The organism is Halolamina sp. C58 (assembly GCF_051195095.1).
GTDB lineage: Archaea > Halobacteriota > Halobacteria > Halobacteriales > Haloferacaceae > Halolamina.
In genome coordinates, this window is the sequence record NZ_JBNTJY010000005.1 from 1 (window position 1) to 14,087 (window position 14,087).

Annotated in this window: 9 protein-coding genes; all 9 read left to right on the forward strand. The window is 60.2% G+C overall.

Annotation, left to right across the window (positions count from 1 at the left end; all coding sequences use genetic code 11):
- Positions 1–294 precede the first annotated feature (294 nt).
- The 9 genes from ACQUSM_RS15675 to ACQUSM_RS15715 all read left to right on the forward strand — a co-directional run bounded on the left by ACQUSM_RS15675 (position 295) and on the right by ACQUSM_RS15715 (position 13,988).
- Entirely contained in the window at positions 295–543 is a 249-nt protein-coding gene (locus ACQUSM_RS15675) for a hypothetical protein (RefSeq protein WP_435120089.1), read from the forward strand.
- Positions 544–549: 6 nt separating this feature from the next.
- Positions 550–972: a hypothetical protein gene (locus ACQUSM_RS15680; protein ID WP_435120091.1), complete on the forward strand. Its 423-nt coding sequence runs from the start codon at positions 550–552 to the stop codon at positions 970–972.
- A gap of 28 nt (positions 973–1,000) precedes the next feature.
- Positions 1,001–2,737, forward strand: coding sequence for a hypothetical protein (locus ACQUSM_RS15685; RefSeq protein ID WP_435120093.1), 1,737 nt, complete (start codon positions 1,001–1,003; stop codon positions 2,735–2,737).
- A 3-nt stretch (positions 2,738–2,740) separates the two neighbouring features.
- Entirely contained in the window at positions 2,741–3,601 is an 861-nt protein-coding gene (locus ACQUSM_RS15690; protein ID WP_435120095.1) for a hypothetical protein, read from the forward strand.
- Positions 3,602–3,603: 2 nt separating this feature from the next.
- Entirely contained in the window at positions 3,604–4,719 is a 1,116-nt protein-coding gene (locus ACQUSM_RS15695; protein ID WP_435120097.1) for a hypothetical protein, read from the forward strand.
- 2 nt (positions 4,720–4,721) lie between these two features.
- On the forward strand, positions 4,722–5,843 hold the full coding sequence (locus tag ACQUSM_RS15700) for a hypothetical protein (RefSeq protein ID WP_435120099.1): 1,122 nt from the start codon (positions 4,722–4,724) through the stop codon (positions 5,841–5,843).
- The gene (locus tag ACQUSM_RS15705; RefSeq protein WP_435120152.1) at positions 5,836–8,043 is read left to right on the forward strand and encodes a VirB4 family type IV secretion system protein; all 2,208 of its coding nucleotides are present in this window, start codon (positions 5,836–5,838) and stop codon (positions 8,041–8,043) included. Before ACQUSM_RS15700 ends, ACQUSM_RS15705 begins: the two co-directional genes overlap by 8 nt.
- The gene (locus ACQUSM_RS15710; protein ID WP_435120153.1) at positions 8,030–12,337 is read left to right on the forward strand and encodes a conjugal transfer protein; all 4,308 of its coding nucleotides are present in this window, start codon (positions 8,030–8,032) and stop codon (positions 12,335–12,337) included. Before ACQUSM_RS15705 ends, ACQUSM_RS15710 begins: the two co-directional genes overlap by 14 nt.
- 388 nt (positions 12,338–12,725) lie before the next feature.
- On the forward strand, positions 12,726–13,988 hold the full coding sequence (locus ACQUSM_RS15715) for a phage NrS-1 polymerase family protein (protein ID WP_435120100.1): 1,263 nt from the start codon (positions 12,726–12,728) through the stop codon (positions 13,986–13,988).
- The last annotated feature ends 99 nt before the right edge of the window (positions 13,989–14,087 follow it).

The window sequence follows — 14,087 nt, forward strand, 5'->3', positions numbered from 1 at the left end:
GTTCCTTCCACCTTCCGGCGACCTGAGTCTCAGTCAGCTCACTTGAGTCGGTGGTCGGTATAAGCAAACGATCTCATGCCACGTTTCTACACAAGAGCGACCAACCTTAACCAACAGTGAACCGCGGATACCCATCTTGTTGGTTAACAGTACTTCTGGATAGTAAACGAGCCATTCGCGTATAATTTACTTTGAATTCTTGCTTCAGTTGATAGGCAGAAAGCATATACCGGTCTCCCAGCTACAGCGCCACTATGGACCGGGGCTCAACCGGTGCATACCTACCCCGCACATATGATCACACGGGCAGTCACCATCGAAGACATCGATGACCTGTACCTGACGTGGAACGGCCATATCAACGGCTCCGCCCTCTATCGCCGCGCCCTCCGCGAGGAGATGGAGCTCCGGGATATCGACCCGAACGAGCTTCGCAACCTCTTCGAACGGGCCCGCGAGCAGGGCTACACGAAAGACGAGATTGTCGAGGAGACCAATCGCTACGCCGATCTCAAAGCACTCGTCGACGACGCAGAGGAGTAATCCATCATGTCACAGGACACCACGCCCTCCGAGACGGCTTCGAATCGCACCGACAGCCAGTCGACGACATCGAGTAGAATCCCCAGGCAGGCCGTGCTCATCGTGATCTTCCTGAGCCTGGTCGCTGTAGAACCCGCCGCCGCACAGACAAACGCCGTCTGTAGCGCGGACAACCTCCCGAGCATGATCGAGGGCTTCTTCCAGCTTACCACGGCGTTGGGCATTGTCGGCCTCGCAGTTGTGTGGCAGGCCGACTCTCTCATCGAGATGTTCACGATCACGCCCGATCAGAAGAAGGGCCTCAAGCGCCACAAACGCTCCGCGATGAAGTCCGCCGTCGTCCTCGTTGCCCTCGGGCCACTCTACACCGTTGCCGGGTCGATGATGAACCTTCCGCTGGCACAGTGCGTCAACCTCGCCCCCTGGTAAGCAAGTCCCGCCCCGTCGAGCGCTCCCCATGGAACACCGAGAGCTCTCCCTGCTCATGGCTGCGCTGTTCGTGACGAGTCTAGTCACGGGTCTCGTCACGGCTTCCCCACCACGGCCAGGCACGGAGGGGAACGGGCTCACTGAGAATGAATCAGCGACGCTGTGGTCTCGCGACGCGGACAACTACATCAGCCAGGAGGAGTACCAGCAGCGCTACGGCGAGAGTCGGACGGCGATGCACCAACTCGCGAACGGGACGGACATTACGTTCAAGCGCCCGCCGGCGACCGCTGCAACGTGGACGCGAAACGATTTCGATGATCTCGACGCCGGTGACTCGGATACCTCCGTGCATCCACCGCACGCGAGCCTCGAAGACGGCGTGTTCATCGAGGACGCCCACGCCACGGTGTTCGCAGTGCAGCCGTCAACGCGAGGCCACCTCGAATCCGGTGACACCCCACTCTACATCGCGCCGAACGGCACGATGCGCGGCTTCGTCGATTACCGCGTTCGCATCCCCAACGGCAGTTCCTCGGGGAACACGACCATCGAGTGGTCGCTCGCGAGCAGCGAGATCGAGGAGGTTCGGTTGCAGAAGGACGGTGAAACCATCGTCGAGCGCGACGGCTCACACACGCCAGCCCTCGACTACCAGATCGAGGACGACTGGAGTACGACGCTCACGTTTGAGGCGGAGATTCACGTCCGGCTGAAGAAGACTACGCGAATCGACCGGGGCGACGAGACCGACGTCGAGGTCACATACCGGGCCGAGTCGCTCAATGTCTCGGATTCGCTCGCCGTCGAGATCTACGACCTCTCGGCGTACCCCTACTACGCCAAGTACCCCGATGGTGACGCTGGCGTCGCCATCTTCCAGTCCCGGCCGTGGCAGGGCTACACGCTGACAGAGAACGGTGATGCAAGGGTTCGCGGCGTCTGGCGGTTCTACACCGCCCGGAACACGAACTGGGACACGCTCGTCCGGTCGGGTCGAACGGACAGTACGACAGTCGAATCCGACGCGATCCCCGTGTACGTTCACGCGTACCCATCGCGGATCGGTCCTCGCGCCGAGCCCGTTCGCGATGGCCCCGAGATCATCGATACGTGGGGGACAGACCGGCCCTCCCCCATCAAGACTCTCGGCGAGAACATCAACATCGAGATCGTCAACCAGTCCTACACGACGACGTACGGTGTCGCGGTTCGTGCCGAGACCGTCGACCGCGACGCGCTCCAGGTTGCCGGGATCGTCCGGAGTGTGAACGGCTCGATTGTCGCGCCCGACGCCGGTTCCGAGCGGCAGCTCCGGCGCAGCAATCTGACCGTCGAGGTACTCCAGCAGAACGAAAGCCAGGCCACGCTCCGCATCGAACTCCGGGACAACGAGACGGGCGTACCAATCGTTCTTAGCGATCCCGACCGGCGGTATCCAATCGGCGGGAGTGCCCGCAACGGCTACATCACTATCGCTGAGCAGCGCGTCGAGACCAACGCGTCCGGGGTCGCTATCGTGACGGTTGACGAGCCGGGAATCTACACGGCTCGATACCATCCGGGCTCGTGGCTCGGGCACAATCCCGCGTATGTGAGTGCGACGGCTACTGCTCGGTGGCATCCGCTCGGAACCATCGACGGCTGGTTTGCGTTCATCGTCGAGGTCGGCTGGCAGCTCATCCCGTTTGTCGTGATGTTCTACGCAGGCAAGCGGCTCCTCCGAATGCTCGGTCCCGAAGACATCTTCCAACGGAACCCATAGTTCATGACCAGAAACAACCCACACCTCAGTCGGCGAACCGCCCTCCAAACAGTCGCCGGCGCTGCGCTCGCAGGCGTCGCTGGCTGTCTGAACGACAATGGTGGCTCCGGAACGCTCAGTGACGGCACAACCTCTCCAGATGGCACCGGCCCACTCACGCGTATCGCTGTTGAGGGGACAACACTCGTCGTCGAACTCTCCGCAGACGCCGACGTCGACCAGGTCAACCTCATCCAACCGAATGGAGAGCTATCCGGGAAGCGTGACGTAGCCGCAGGTGCGCAACAGGTTTCGTTCGAGATCGGCACCGCGTATGCGCCCGGTGAGTACCAAGTGCTCGCACTGAAAGGCGAGGAGACAGTAGTCGAAACGTCGCTGCCCATTCAACCAGATCTCCAGATTGTGGAGATGGGGATCGGCAAAAACCAGCCAGACCAGATGTGGGATGGCGAAAGTGATGAAATCGCTGAAGAAGCGTTTGTGACTGTAGAGAATCAAGGAAGTGGCCCGGATGCAATAACGAAACTGCTCTTCATGGGAGATGTACCGTATCCTTCCGGTGAAGAAGGAACGAACTATGCAGAGAACGAGGATGTGAGTGGGATATATGATCCCGAAACGGATACAGAAGTCCGTGAGGTCATCATAGCCGCTGACGAGCAAATCACGATCTACAGCTCACGGTCGCCATTCGCCTTCGTGCCGGGCGGTGGGACATCCTGTAAGGACGAACAACAGAGCGGAGAGTTCAACCTCATTCTAGAGACTCGCGTTGGGACACCCCGAATTTCGCAAACGTACGACATCCAGTATTCGGCATCGGAGAAGTCCGATACCTGTGAGATCACAATCGATGAGGCATAATCATGGTTGACCTAATCGATATTGTTCTGGAAGGGTTCAAAGATGTCGTCGACTGGTTCATCAGCCTCTTCATGCAGGGGCTGACGGCCGGTTATGAAACCCTGACAGAAGAGATGTTCGGGACTCCCACCCCCGAGACAGACGGTGGGTTCGTCTTTGGTGCCCCGGCTAACGCCCCGTGGCAAGCAATCCGGGATGCCCTGGTTGGTGGTGAGATCATGCTGATCTCATTACTCCTTCTATTGATGTGCGTCCAAGGGCGGCATACGATCCGGATTTTTAATATCGGGAGTGCATACGAATCCAGACGGACAAAAAAGACCGCCTGGGTTGGCGCGTTCCTCATCATTAGCTGGTACTGGGTGAGTATTCTGGGTCTCTACATCGTGGACGGGTTTACGATCGCCTTGATGCCGAGTCTGAGTTCACTCGGCGATGCGATGCTCGATTTTCTTGAGGTATCTCTGACAAATCCTGGGCTGGCGTTAGTATTCGCTCTCATCGGAGGTCTCTCGATGTGGGCGCTTGAGGCACTCTACTACATTCGGGAGATTCTTCTCTACGTCTACATTTATGGGATGCCGATAGCGTTTGCGCTCGGCTACGGCAATATCCCAGTTCTCTCCGACATCGCGATGGAGTTCTCCAAGCGATTTGTCCCACTTGCTGTTCTCCCTCTCCCCGCAGCAGTCGTGTTCAAAGGCTATGATCTACTGTACTCGCAGAATGCACTTGCCCCAAACAGTGCGTTTCTAAAGTACTTGGTAGCAGCCTCGCTACCCCTGGTTGCGCTGTATCTCACGTGGAAGACGTTCAAATACGCGACGCCGTTGACGGCCAAAGTCGTCGGCGGAGCGACGAAAGGCGCAGCCCTCATCGGCGGTGTCGCCGCCGGTGGGTACCTCGCTGGCTCCGGCGTCGCGACCACCGCCGCTCGCTGGGGGCCGAAAGCCGCCGCCGGCCACGCCGTCGCGCAAAAAGCGGCCGCCCGCGGTGGGCATGGCGGCGAGGAAGGTGGGACGCCGTCGTACCGCCGAACAGAGAATGATCCGGGCGGAGCAGCGGAGGAATCGGGGAGTGACGAACGCGGGATGGAGTTTGACCGAGGGATTCACTAACAATGGCAGCAGATCAAGACGCAGCCGCACGGCGCATCATGGATCAGTTCGGCGAGGAGAGCCGCATCCCCTACCTCAACATCGAAGAGGGCGACGTCGGCATGCTCATCGCCTTCCCCATTCTCGGGTTGTTCCTCGCGGGCCTCACCGGAATCGAATCACTCGCCCTCCCGTTCGTGGCTGGCGGGCTTGGCTTCGGCGCCGCCGTCATCTACGTCTCCCCAACCCACCTGAACGCCTGGACGTGGACGAAAGACGTCTACCGACACGTCAAACGCCCGCGAGTGACGTTCAGCGCCCCAGAGGAAGCCGATAGCAGTACCAACGAGACAGAGCGTAACGAGGGCGGGCTCGCGAACTACACGCCGTTTACGCCCGACGAGCGAACGCAGGACCTCACGAACGTCAAGCGGGCATGGCCGGGCGCTGGGGCGATCCAGCGTGAGGATGGTGCGATGGAGGCGTTCATCGAGATCGACCCAGCGAACATGGATTTCGCCATGTCCGACGACTGGGCGCAGCTCCAGGACGCCGGCGAAGAGTTCGCCAACAAAGAGCTGGATTCGAAGCTCAAACTCCACGCCACAACCCGCTCGTTCCCGGTGGAGCAGATCACCGAGACCATCGAGGAGCGCCTCACCGACGAAGACGTCACGGAGAACCCGATCTTCCGGGAACTCCTCGAAGAGTACCGCGAGACACGCCCCAAAGAGATGCGCGAGCGAGGCATCCAACAGGTCCGGTACTACATCGGCGTCGAAGTCAGCCCCATCGAGGTGTACGACCGCTTCCGCGACGAGGGCACCCCCGCCGAGAAACTGACGCAGTTCCCCGTCATCGGCTTCCTGTTCAACCCATTCGTCACCCGCCGCGAAGACCTCACCGACGTCGAGCGCCGCGCCCAGATGTTCGAGAAACTCGACAGTCGCGTCAACGACGTTCGTGCCGAGTTCATCCAGCAGGCTTCCGGATGGTCCGCACGTCGTCTCAGCACGGTCGAGTTGTTCGTCCTGAATATGGACTTCTGGAACGGCCGCGAACACGACTACGACGAGGCGGAGCGTGTCGTTCGCGACCAACCGATCATCGGCCACTCGCGCCGGGAGGATGAGACCGATGCATAACGTGGTTCTCCAGACAGGTGGTAGCGCGATCAGCCCCGCCACCGAGTGGCTACAAGCCCTGACAACAGCGGAGGGAGCAGTGCTCGCCCTCGTCCTGGGTATCGGCCTCGGTCTCGGCAGCAAGCAGCTCTGGAACCGCTACAGGACGGACGACGAACCCCAGGTCGACTTTTCGGACGTCCTCGATGAGGAGACGCTCGAAGCGGGGCAGGCAGAAGGCCAAATCCTCGACGACATCTCCGAATCCCACAAGACGGTGACCGCGCCGGCAGCCGTCGAATGGGAAACCAGAGCCGCTCGGGTCGGTGAGCAGTGGACGACAACGCTGTACATCGCCGACTACGCCGACTATCCGAACGACGGCTACCTCAGCGATCTCTTCGAGCTGACCGACGTCGAATTCGACCTCACCACCCACATCACGCCGAAAAACCAAGAACGAGCCCGGAACGAACTCCAGGACATCGCTGACGACCTCCAAGTCGACGCCGATCTCGAACAGAGCATCCGGAGTGCCTATCTCCAAGAGCGAGCGAACGAAGCCGCAGCGACGTACACGGCGGTCGAGAACGGCGCGAACGTCTTCACTCAAGGAATGTTCATCACGGTGCGGTCCGACGAGAAAGACGACCTCAGAGACGCCGTCCAGACAGTCAAAAGCGCGCTCCGCGATGATCCCGCGAATCTCACACCGAAGACCGCGATCTGCCGGCAGGACCTCGCTCTCCAATCCGCCGCCCCCATCGGCGACAACGAATTCGGCCGGGAGTCCATCGTCCTCGGTGGCGCTGTCGGCGCGCTCCTCTCCTCACCCCACAACGCCACGATCCTCGAGGAGGGCGGTGTGGAGTTCGGCATTCACAAGGACAACCAGAGTCCCGTCGTCATCGACCCGTTTGCTCGTGAAAACGGCTACGCGATGTTCACCGTCGGTGACCCGGGCTCGGGGAAGTCCTTCGGCTCGAAGCAGAACTTCATTCGCTCTATCGAGCAGAGCAAGGACCGCATCGGCATCATCCTCGAACCGCTGAACAACTGGGCCGGCGTCTCCGAAGCACTCGACGCAAAACGCATTACCGTCGGCGGGACGCTCGGCCTGAATCCGCTGGAGATCCGGGAGACGCCCGAACACGTCCAGCGAGCGATGGCCGAGGACGCGAGTCCGTTCAACGAAAAACTCGACGACGCGATGAGCTTCCTCACAAACTTCTTCGCGCTGCGAGGCATCTCGCTGGGCGACCGGCGAACCACGCTCGAACTCGGCCTCAAACGCGCCTACAAGCGCAACGGCATTACCGACGACATCACTACACACAGCAATCCCAGCCCGACCATCCGGGATATGATGGACGTCTTCGAGGACATGATCGACGACCCCGAGGAGTTCGTCGTTCGCTCCGACGAGGAGGCCGGGAAGATCCAGGAAGACGCGACGTGGCTGCTCGATCAACTCCGGCCCTTCGAGGAGGAGGGCCGGTACGCGAATCTCGGGAAAGCCTCGGAGTTCGACATCCGCGACGAAAAGACGATCTACCTCGATCTCGCCCAGCAGGAAGGGAGTGTGGATAGTAGTACCGCGCTGACGATGCAGTTGCTCATCTCACTGGTGTACGAACGGGCGAAAGTCTCGGACAAGGAAGTCGTGTTCGTCATCGACGAGGCGCGCTACATCATGCAGGATGCCGCGAGTCTAGCATTCCTCGAAACAGTGTTCCGCCACCACCGTCACCACGACCTTTCGATTCGCCTCGTCACGCAGACCGTCGACGAGTTCTTCGAGCATCCAGAGTCCGAAGCAATCCTCGACCAGTGTGCCGTCAAGCAGTTCCATCAGCTGGATGGGATGGACGAACACTGGGCGGACGAGTTCGGGCTGAACTACGCCCAGATGCGATTCGTTCAGGATGCAGTGCTCGGCAGCGAGGATGCGGGGTTCTCCGAGGCACTCGTGGGCGTCGACGGCGAGTGGCGCGGTATCAAAGTGGAAGCGATGGCCAAGGAGAAGCAGGTCATCGACTTCGAGCCGACCGAACAACGGCGGTCGTCGCTACCCGGTGCTGGCGACGACGCTGTGGATACGGATGTCCAGGCGTTCCAGGACGACCTCGAAGCCCGAGCGGCCGACACCGGAGAAACCCCATCTGAGCAGATGTCAGCGGAGACCGATGGGGGGTCAGAAGAGGGTGATGACGATGCGTGAGTACCTTCGGGTGACGCCGACCTCCGAACAGCTCGCTCCGGAGCGGATGCCGCAGGCACTGGAAAGTCTCCACAAACTGACCGCAACAGCGTCGACAGGGCTGGCCGACAAACTGAATCCACTGCATAGCGAGACACCGCCACGGTTCGAATTTCTCGCACTCAGCGAGGGCGCGGACGAGCCCGTCGAGTTCTACTACGGCGCCGACGAACACTTGGATACGCTTGAGAAGCGTCTCCGGTCGATCTATCCCGAGACATTCGACATCGAACGCGCCGAGGTTGATGTCGTTTCTCGACTTGTGCAACCCGTCGAATTCGACCGTGAGGCATTCGTCGAGCGCTATGAGTCGGGTGAACTCCAGTACGAATTCGGCCCTGACGAGCGATACGAACTGGCGACTGACGACGACGACAGTCAAGCGGGGACAGCAGACGCCGAATCAGCCGCGGATGGAGGGACGGTCACCGTCCCGTCGGCCGACCACGTCATCGAAGTTGGGGATACTGCCTTCGAACTCGCCCCACCAGAAGCGATCCCCAGAGATGAGCCGCTCACGACACTTGCGAAACCAACGATGATGTCGGAAGGAAGGGTACTCGCCCGGCCAGCGACTGATACCGTCTCCCCGCTCGGCGTCCGGTGGCAGGGATCAGCGACTCGGAAGCAGGACTGGATGACCTCACTCTCGCCGTTCACAGGCGACGACGCAGACGAGAGTCCTGACGCCGTCGACCAGCCTGGGGGAGCGCTCGCGTCGCTCGTCGATGACTTGACGGAGGCGAGTGCGCCACTGGCGTTTCAGGTCGTCTTCCAGCGACGGGCGAGCTGGCAGGGCGATGCCGAAGTTCGCAAGGAAGACATCATCGATGGCCGGGATACCTGGGCGCAGCGGTTTTTCGGACCGCTCTTCGAGGTTGACGATGGATCGGACCGCCGAAGCCGGGAAGAGTTGAGTGATACACAAGCAAAGCGCGTCGGAGCCATCGAAGCGAAAAACCCGAAGCGCTCGTTCACCGCGAATATTCGGGCACTCGGCGTCCCAGCCAGTGACGACGAGCGTGAAGCACTCGATGAGCGGTTGCACTCACTCGCGCCGGTCTTCGATACAGTCGACGGCCCGTACTACGAGGTGGCAGCCGAACGAGTGCGCGATAACGGCTTGCGGCAGGCCAAGAAGGAACAGCACGCACAAACCGTGCTACACCGGCTCTTAGACCGCGAGATCACGACCGGCCGTGGGAAGACCCGACCGGAGTTCGTCCTGAGTGGCCGCGAGCTGGCGAACTTCGTGGTTGTGCCCTCCTCGGAACAGCTCTCCGTCGAAGGCACACGAGGAACGCGTGCAGAACAACAGAGCCGGAATCCGCTCGCACGACCGCATCAGGACATCATGAGCGAGTTCCGTGACGGGATGGCCATCGGCTACGCCCTCGACGATACCGGCGACCCCGAAGATGTCCCGACACGCATTCCGCCCCGACTGCTGCCGATGCATTACGGGCGGTTCGGCACCACCGGTTCAGGCAAATCGAAAGCCCTGATCAACGATCTACTGTCGCTGTACGACACCACTGAGGGACCGACCATCCTCATCATCCCGAAAAACGACGACATGGCGCAGAACTACATGCGGGCTCACGCACGCCGGTTCGGGATGTCCGACCTCGAGGAGAACGTGGTCCACTTCCCGATCCCGGACGTGCTTCCCGGGTTCTCCTTTTTCGATCTCGAACCCTCGTTAGAGAGTGGCCGCCGGCGTGAGGATGCAGTCCGGCGGAAAGCCGACCACTACGAAGAGATCCTGAAACTCGTCATGGACGAGGAGCGATACAAGCGGGCGACGGTCGCCCCGACCCTCATTAAGACGCTCATCACAGCACTGTTCGACGAGGAATACGGCCGCGAAAACGGCCAGTACCGCGAGTCGACCGACTACTTTGCCCACCGCCAGCTCGAGCACGTCGTCGACCAGCTGTGGGACGCCGGCCCGCCACAGCCGAATCTCGCGGATGCACCCCGGTCGAGTGATGAGGAGGTCGCCCGCATGATCCGGCGGCAATTCCAGCATGATTCGACCACCTTCGACAACGTGATGGGTGGGGTCACGCACCGCCTCAACTACATCTCGCAGAACCCCCACCTGCGCCGCATCTTCAACAACACGGAGAACCAGTTCGACTTCCGGGAAGTGCTCGACGACAACCAGGTTATCCTGTTCGACCTCGGCGACCTCCGTGACGAAGCGGCCCGGATCATGACGGGGATGATCCTCACCAATCTCGACGACGCGCTCAAAGACCGCAAACGCGACCTCACCCAATACCCGGACGACTACGTCGTGAACCTGCTCGTCGACGAAGCAGCCTCAGTCGTGGTCTCCGACATCATGAACGATCTCCTCGAGAAGGGACGGGGGTTCCGGCTTTCAGTGGGCCTCTCAATGCAGTTCCCCGAACAATTGGAAGCGGAGGGTGGGCGGAAAGTCTACCTGAACGCCCTGAACAATATCGGGACATCACTGGTCAGCAAGATCAACGTCGACCGAGAACTGGCCCGAGCGATGGCCCACGAGGAGATGGACCCGGCGGATTTCGCCAACCGAATTCGGTCGTTACCCCGCGGGGAGTGGATCGGCAGCGTACTGAGTCCATCATTCGGAGAAACCGGGCCGTATCCATTCAGTCTCAAACCGCTCGACATCCCACCGGGCCATCCCGAGAGTGACCACCCGCTGACAGAGCGTGAAGAGGAACAGTTCACTGAGACGCTCGCCTCGATGCACGAGGACATCAGTGACAGCTACGGGGTGCCAGCGGACTCGTCTGTGTCCACGGCGAGCACGCCTGCGGAGTTAGACGAGGTGCTCAGCATCGAAAGCGACGACCTGGACGTTGCGCTAGCGAAGGTGGTCCGGAGTCTCCAGCTTCGAGAGGGGTGCCGCGAGGAGAACGGTTGGGTACGTGTCGAAGCGGTCGACGAGGAACTCAGACGGCTCTTCGAGGAGGTCGACGCCGAGCCGCCGTCGTATGAGGAGCTAGCAGACATCCGCGAGCGGTCACGCCATCTCGAGACGACCGTCGATATCGACGCCGACGAGATCCGGATTCGACTGACCAACGCTGGCGAAGACATTGCGACACCCGAGACCGGGGGCGTGCAAGCCGCCGGAGGGAGCGACCACGACACAGCACTCCTCCAGATCGAAGAAGAGCTCACCGAACTCGGATTCACCGTCTCGATCCTCGCACAGGACGGAAGCGAAAAGCCAGATGCGAAAGCAACTCACTCCGACTGCAACGCGACATTCGCTATCGAAGTCGAGACGACGACCCCAGAGAATCCAGCGAAGGTGCTCACGAATCTCCGGAAAGCCCAAGAAGTAGGTAACATTCCACTGTTTGTCGTTCGCCCCGGAACGGACGAAACAGAGTGGGCCGAGCGTGTCGACGGCATTCTCACGCCACCCGTTCGCAACCTTCAGAATGGCGATACCCGATTCTACACGACCGATTCGAATCTCACGTTCAACGGCGGGGCGACCGAAGAAGGTGGGGTGACGGCCGTGCGACCGGCGAACGGCGACGAGAACGGGACCCAGAACATCTGGCAGCGTGATGGCGACGAGATCGTCCTCCGTGATACCGGAGGAACGGAACATATCCGCCTCCCGTCGCTTGCAGACCTCTCGAAGGATCGTGTGCCAGCCATCTACAGCTACGACCACGCTGCCGAGGAGTATGTCGTATATGAGCACGGTGAGCAACACATCTACGAGACGAAATCGGCGTTCGAAGACGACTGGGTGCGTATCAAGAAACCATTCGTCCCTGAAGACGAACTCCAAGTACCCGATTATAGCCCCACGTCGTACGCTATCGTCATTCTCCCTGAGGAAGGCGACCCGGTCGTGTACGATACTGACGGTACGTACTCGATGGACACCTTGCTCGATACCGTCGCTACAAGCGAATGTGAAAAACCGACAGGAGAGCAGCCTGATCATATCCAGCAGGCACCTCAGCCATCGATTGACGATATTGCGGATGATCCAGAGGCGGTTGTTGAGCGATTCGCGGAGACACACCTCGTCGAAGACCCACAAAGCAGAGTAGCCGCCGGAGAGGTCTACGAAATCTACGAACAGTGGGCTGAAGCGCACGGGATTGAGACAGATAGCAAACCCTGGTTCGGTCGTCGCCTCGGGAACTATGTCACGTTCGAGCGGAACACAGATAGTGAGAACGGCAACTCTGTTCGCTACTACGAGGGGCTTGCAGTCAAATCAGAATAGAGCTGGAGGTGAATACAATGCAACCCACACTCAGCGCCAAACATATCGTAAATGAAAATCTGAGTTTTCATAATAGGAAACTTCTCTCGTGTTACGGGAACATCGAGGCATATCGTCTCCACAGCACCGAAATCAGCAGACGGCGAGGTATTACGGCATTCCGGTTGATTGCCGTAATACAAGCATTCTGGGGAGATTTTGCCGTATGCACGTATTGGATGCCTCAAACCCAGAATTTCGCGGAGTTGGATGATCTGTTACGGCAAAAACCAACTAGTATAGAACGGGGGGTCCCCGTTGGGACCAAGGGATTGGATCGAGATGTAGAGGAGAGGGAGTTCTGTGCTGGCGCAGAGCCGGTGAGAGCCATACGAGGTGCTATGTGAGAATGAATGAACCTACCGTCGACGAACCGGAGGCAATTCCGGAGACGTTGCGCGAACGCGAGCAGTGGGTGTGCTGGCGGGAAGAGAAGCGGGACGGCAAGCCGACGAAAATCCCGGTGACGCCAGGGGCTGGGGAGTTCGCGTCATCAACAGAGCCGGAGACGTGGGGGAGTTTCGAGGCAGCACTCGAGTACACCGAGACGGAGCACGCCGATGGCGTCGGGTTCGTGTTTACCGACGACGATCCTATCGTCGGCGTCGACCTGGACGACTGCCGTAATCCTGAAACCGGCGACGTCGACGACGCGGCGCTGGACATCATCGAACGACTCGACTCCTATACAGAGGTATCGCCGTCCGGCACCGGCTATCACGTCCTACTCACCGGCGAACTCCCCGAGGGACGGAACCGTCGGGGGAGCATCGAACTGTACGACACGGCACGCTTTTTCACCGTCACTGGCGATCACGTCGAGCGGACCCCCACGCGTATTGCACGCCGGCAGGACGCGCTCACAGCGATCCACCGTGAGTACGTTCAGGAGACCACATGTGACACGGTAGCCGATTCCGAGCAGCGCGGTGGCGTCGACGACCAGTCTCCGACGACCGGTGCAGCCGACATCGACGCCGATCTCGAAGATGAGGAACTCCTCGAGAAAGCAACGAATGCGTCCAACGGCGAGAAATTCGAGCGGCTCTGGAACGGGAACACGGTCGGCTACGACAGCCAGTCCGAGGCCGACATGGCGCTGTGCTGTCTGTTGGCGTTCTGGACCGGCGGCGACCGGACACAGATGGACCAGCTGTTCCGGCAGTCAGGGCTCCATCGAGAGAAGTGGGACGATGTCCACTACGCTGACGGGTCGACGTACGGGGAGAAGACCATCGAGCGAGCGATTGCGACCACCTCAGAGTTCTACGAGCCGGACGCCGGCGACGACGCCGCAGATTCCCACGGGCCACCTGATGGGGTCACTACTGGCGGTACGCCTGACGACGCAGACCGGAGTCGTGCGTATCTGGCAGAGAAAAACCGACTGCTGAGCGAGCGCGTCGACGAACTCGAGGCAACACTCGAACAGAAGACTGAGCGGATCGAGACGCTGGAAGCAGAGATCGAGCCACTCACCGACGAACTCGAAGCCCGTGACCGGGGGACTGAGCAGCCCAAAGAGGAAGAACCCGATGCTGCGAGAGAGAACAGTGGTGAGTCAGCAGAATCCTCCCTGTTGAGTCGATTCTTCAGTGGTCGGTCCGAGTAGCGTCGAGGACCGTCACGTCAGGACGTTCATCCCTACCTGAGAAAACCTACCTCGAGAGCACTGGTTCCGTGAACGGAGACGGAGTACTCGACGCACTCG

Coding starts and splice junctions, on each gene's coding strand:
- ACQUSM_RS15675 (WP_435120089.1), top strand. CDS start 295: ATGATCACACGGGCAGTCACCATCGAAGACATCGATGACCTGTACCTG.
- ACQUSM_RS15680 (WP_435120091.1), top strand. CDS start 550: ATGTCACAGGACACCACGCCCTCCGAGACGGCTTCGAATCGCACCGAC.
- ACQUSM_RS15685 (WP_435120093.1), top strand. CDS start 1,001: ATGGAACACCGAGAGCTCTCCCTGCTCATGGCTGCGCTGTTCGTGACG.
- ACQUSM_RS15690 (WP_435120095.1), top strand. CDS start 2,741: ATGACCAGAAACAACCCACACCTCAGTCGGCGAACCGCCCTCCAAACA.
- ACQUSM_RS15695 (WP_435120097.1), top strand. CDS start 3,604: ATGGTTGACCTAATCGATATTGTTCTGGAAGGGTTCAAAGATGTCGTC.
- ACQUSM_RS15700 (WP_435120099.1), top strand. CDS start 4,722: ATGGCAGCAGATCAAGACGCAGCCGCACGGCGCATCATGGATCAGTTC.
- ACQUSM_RS15705 (WP_435120152.1), top strand. CDS start 5,836: ATGCATAACGTGGTTCTCCAGACAGGTGGTAGCGCGATCAGCCCCGCC.
- ACQUSM_RS15710 (WP_435120153.1), top strand. CDS start 8,030: ATGACGATGCGTGAGTACCTTCGGGTGACGCCGACCTCCGAACAGCTC.
- ACQUSM_RS15715 (WP_435120100.1), top strand. CDS start 12,726: ATGAATGAACCTACCGTCGACGAACCGGAGGCAATTCCGGAGACGTTG.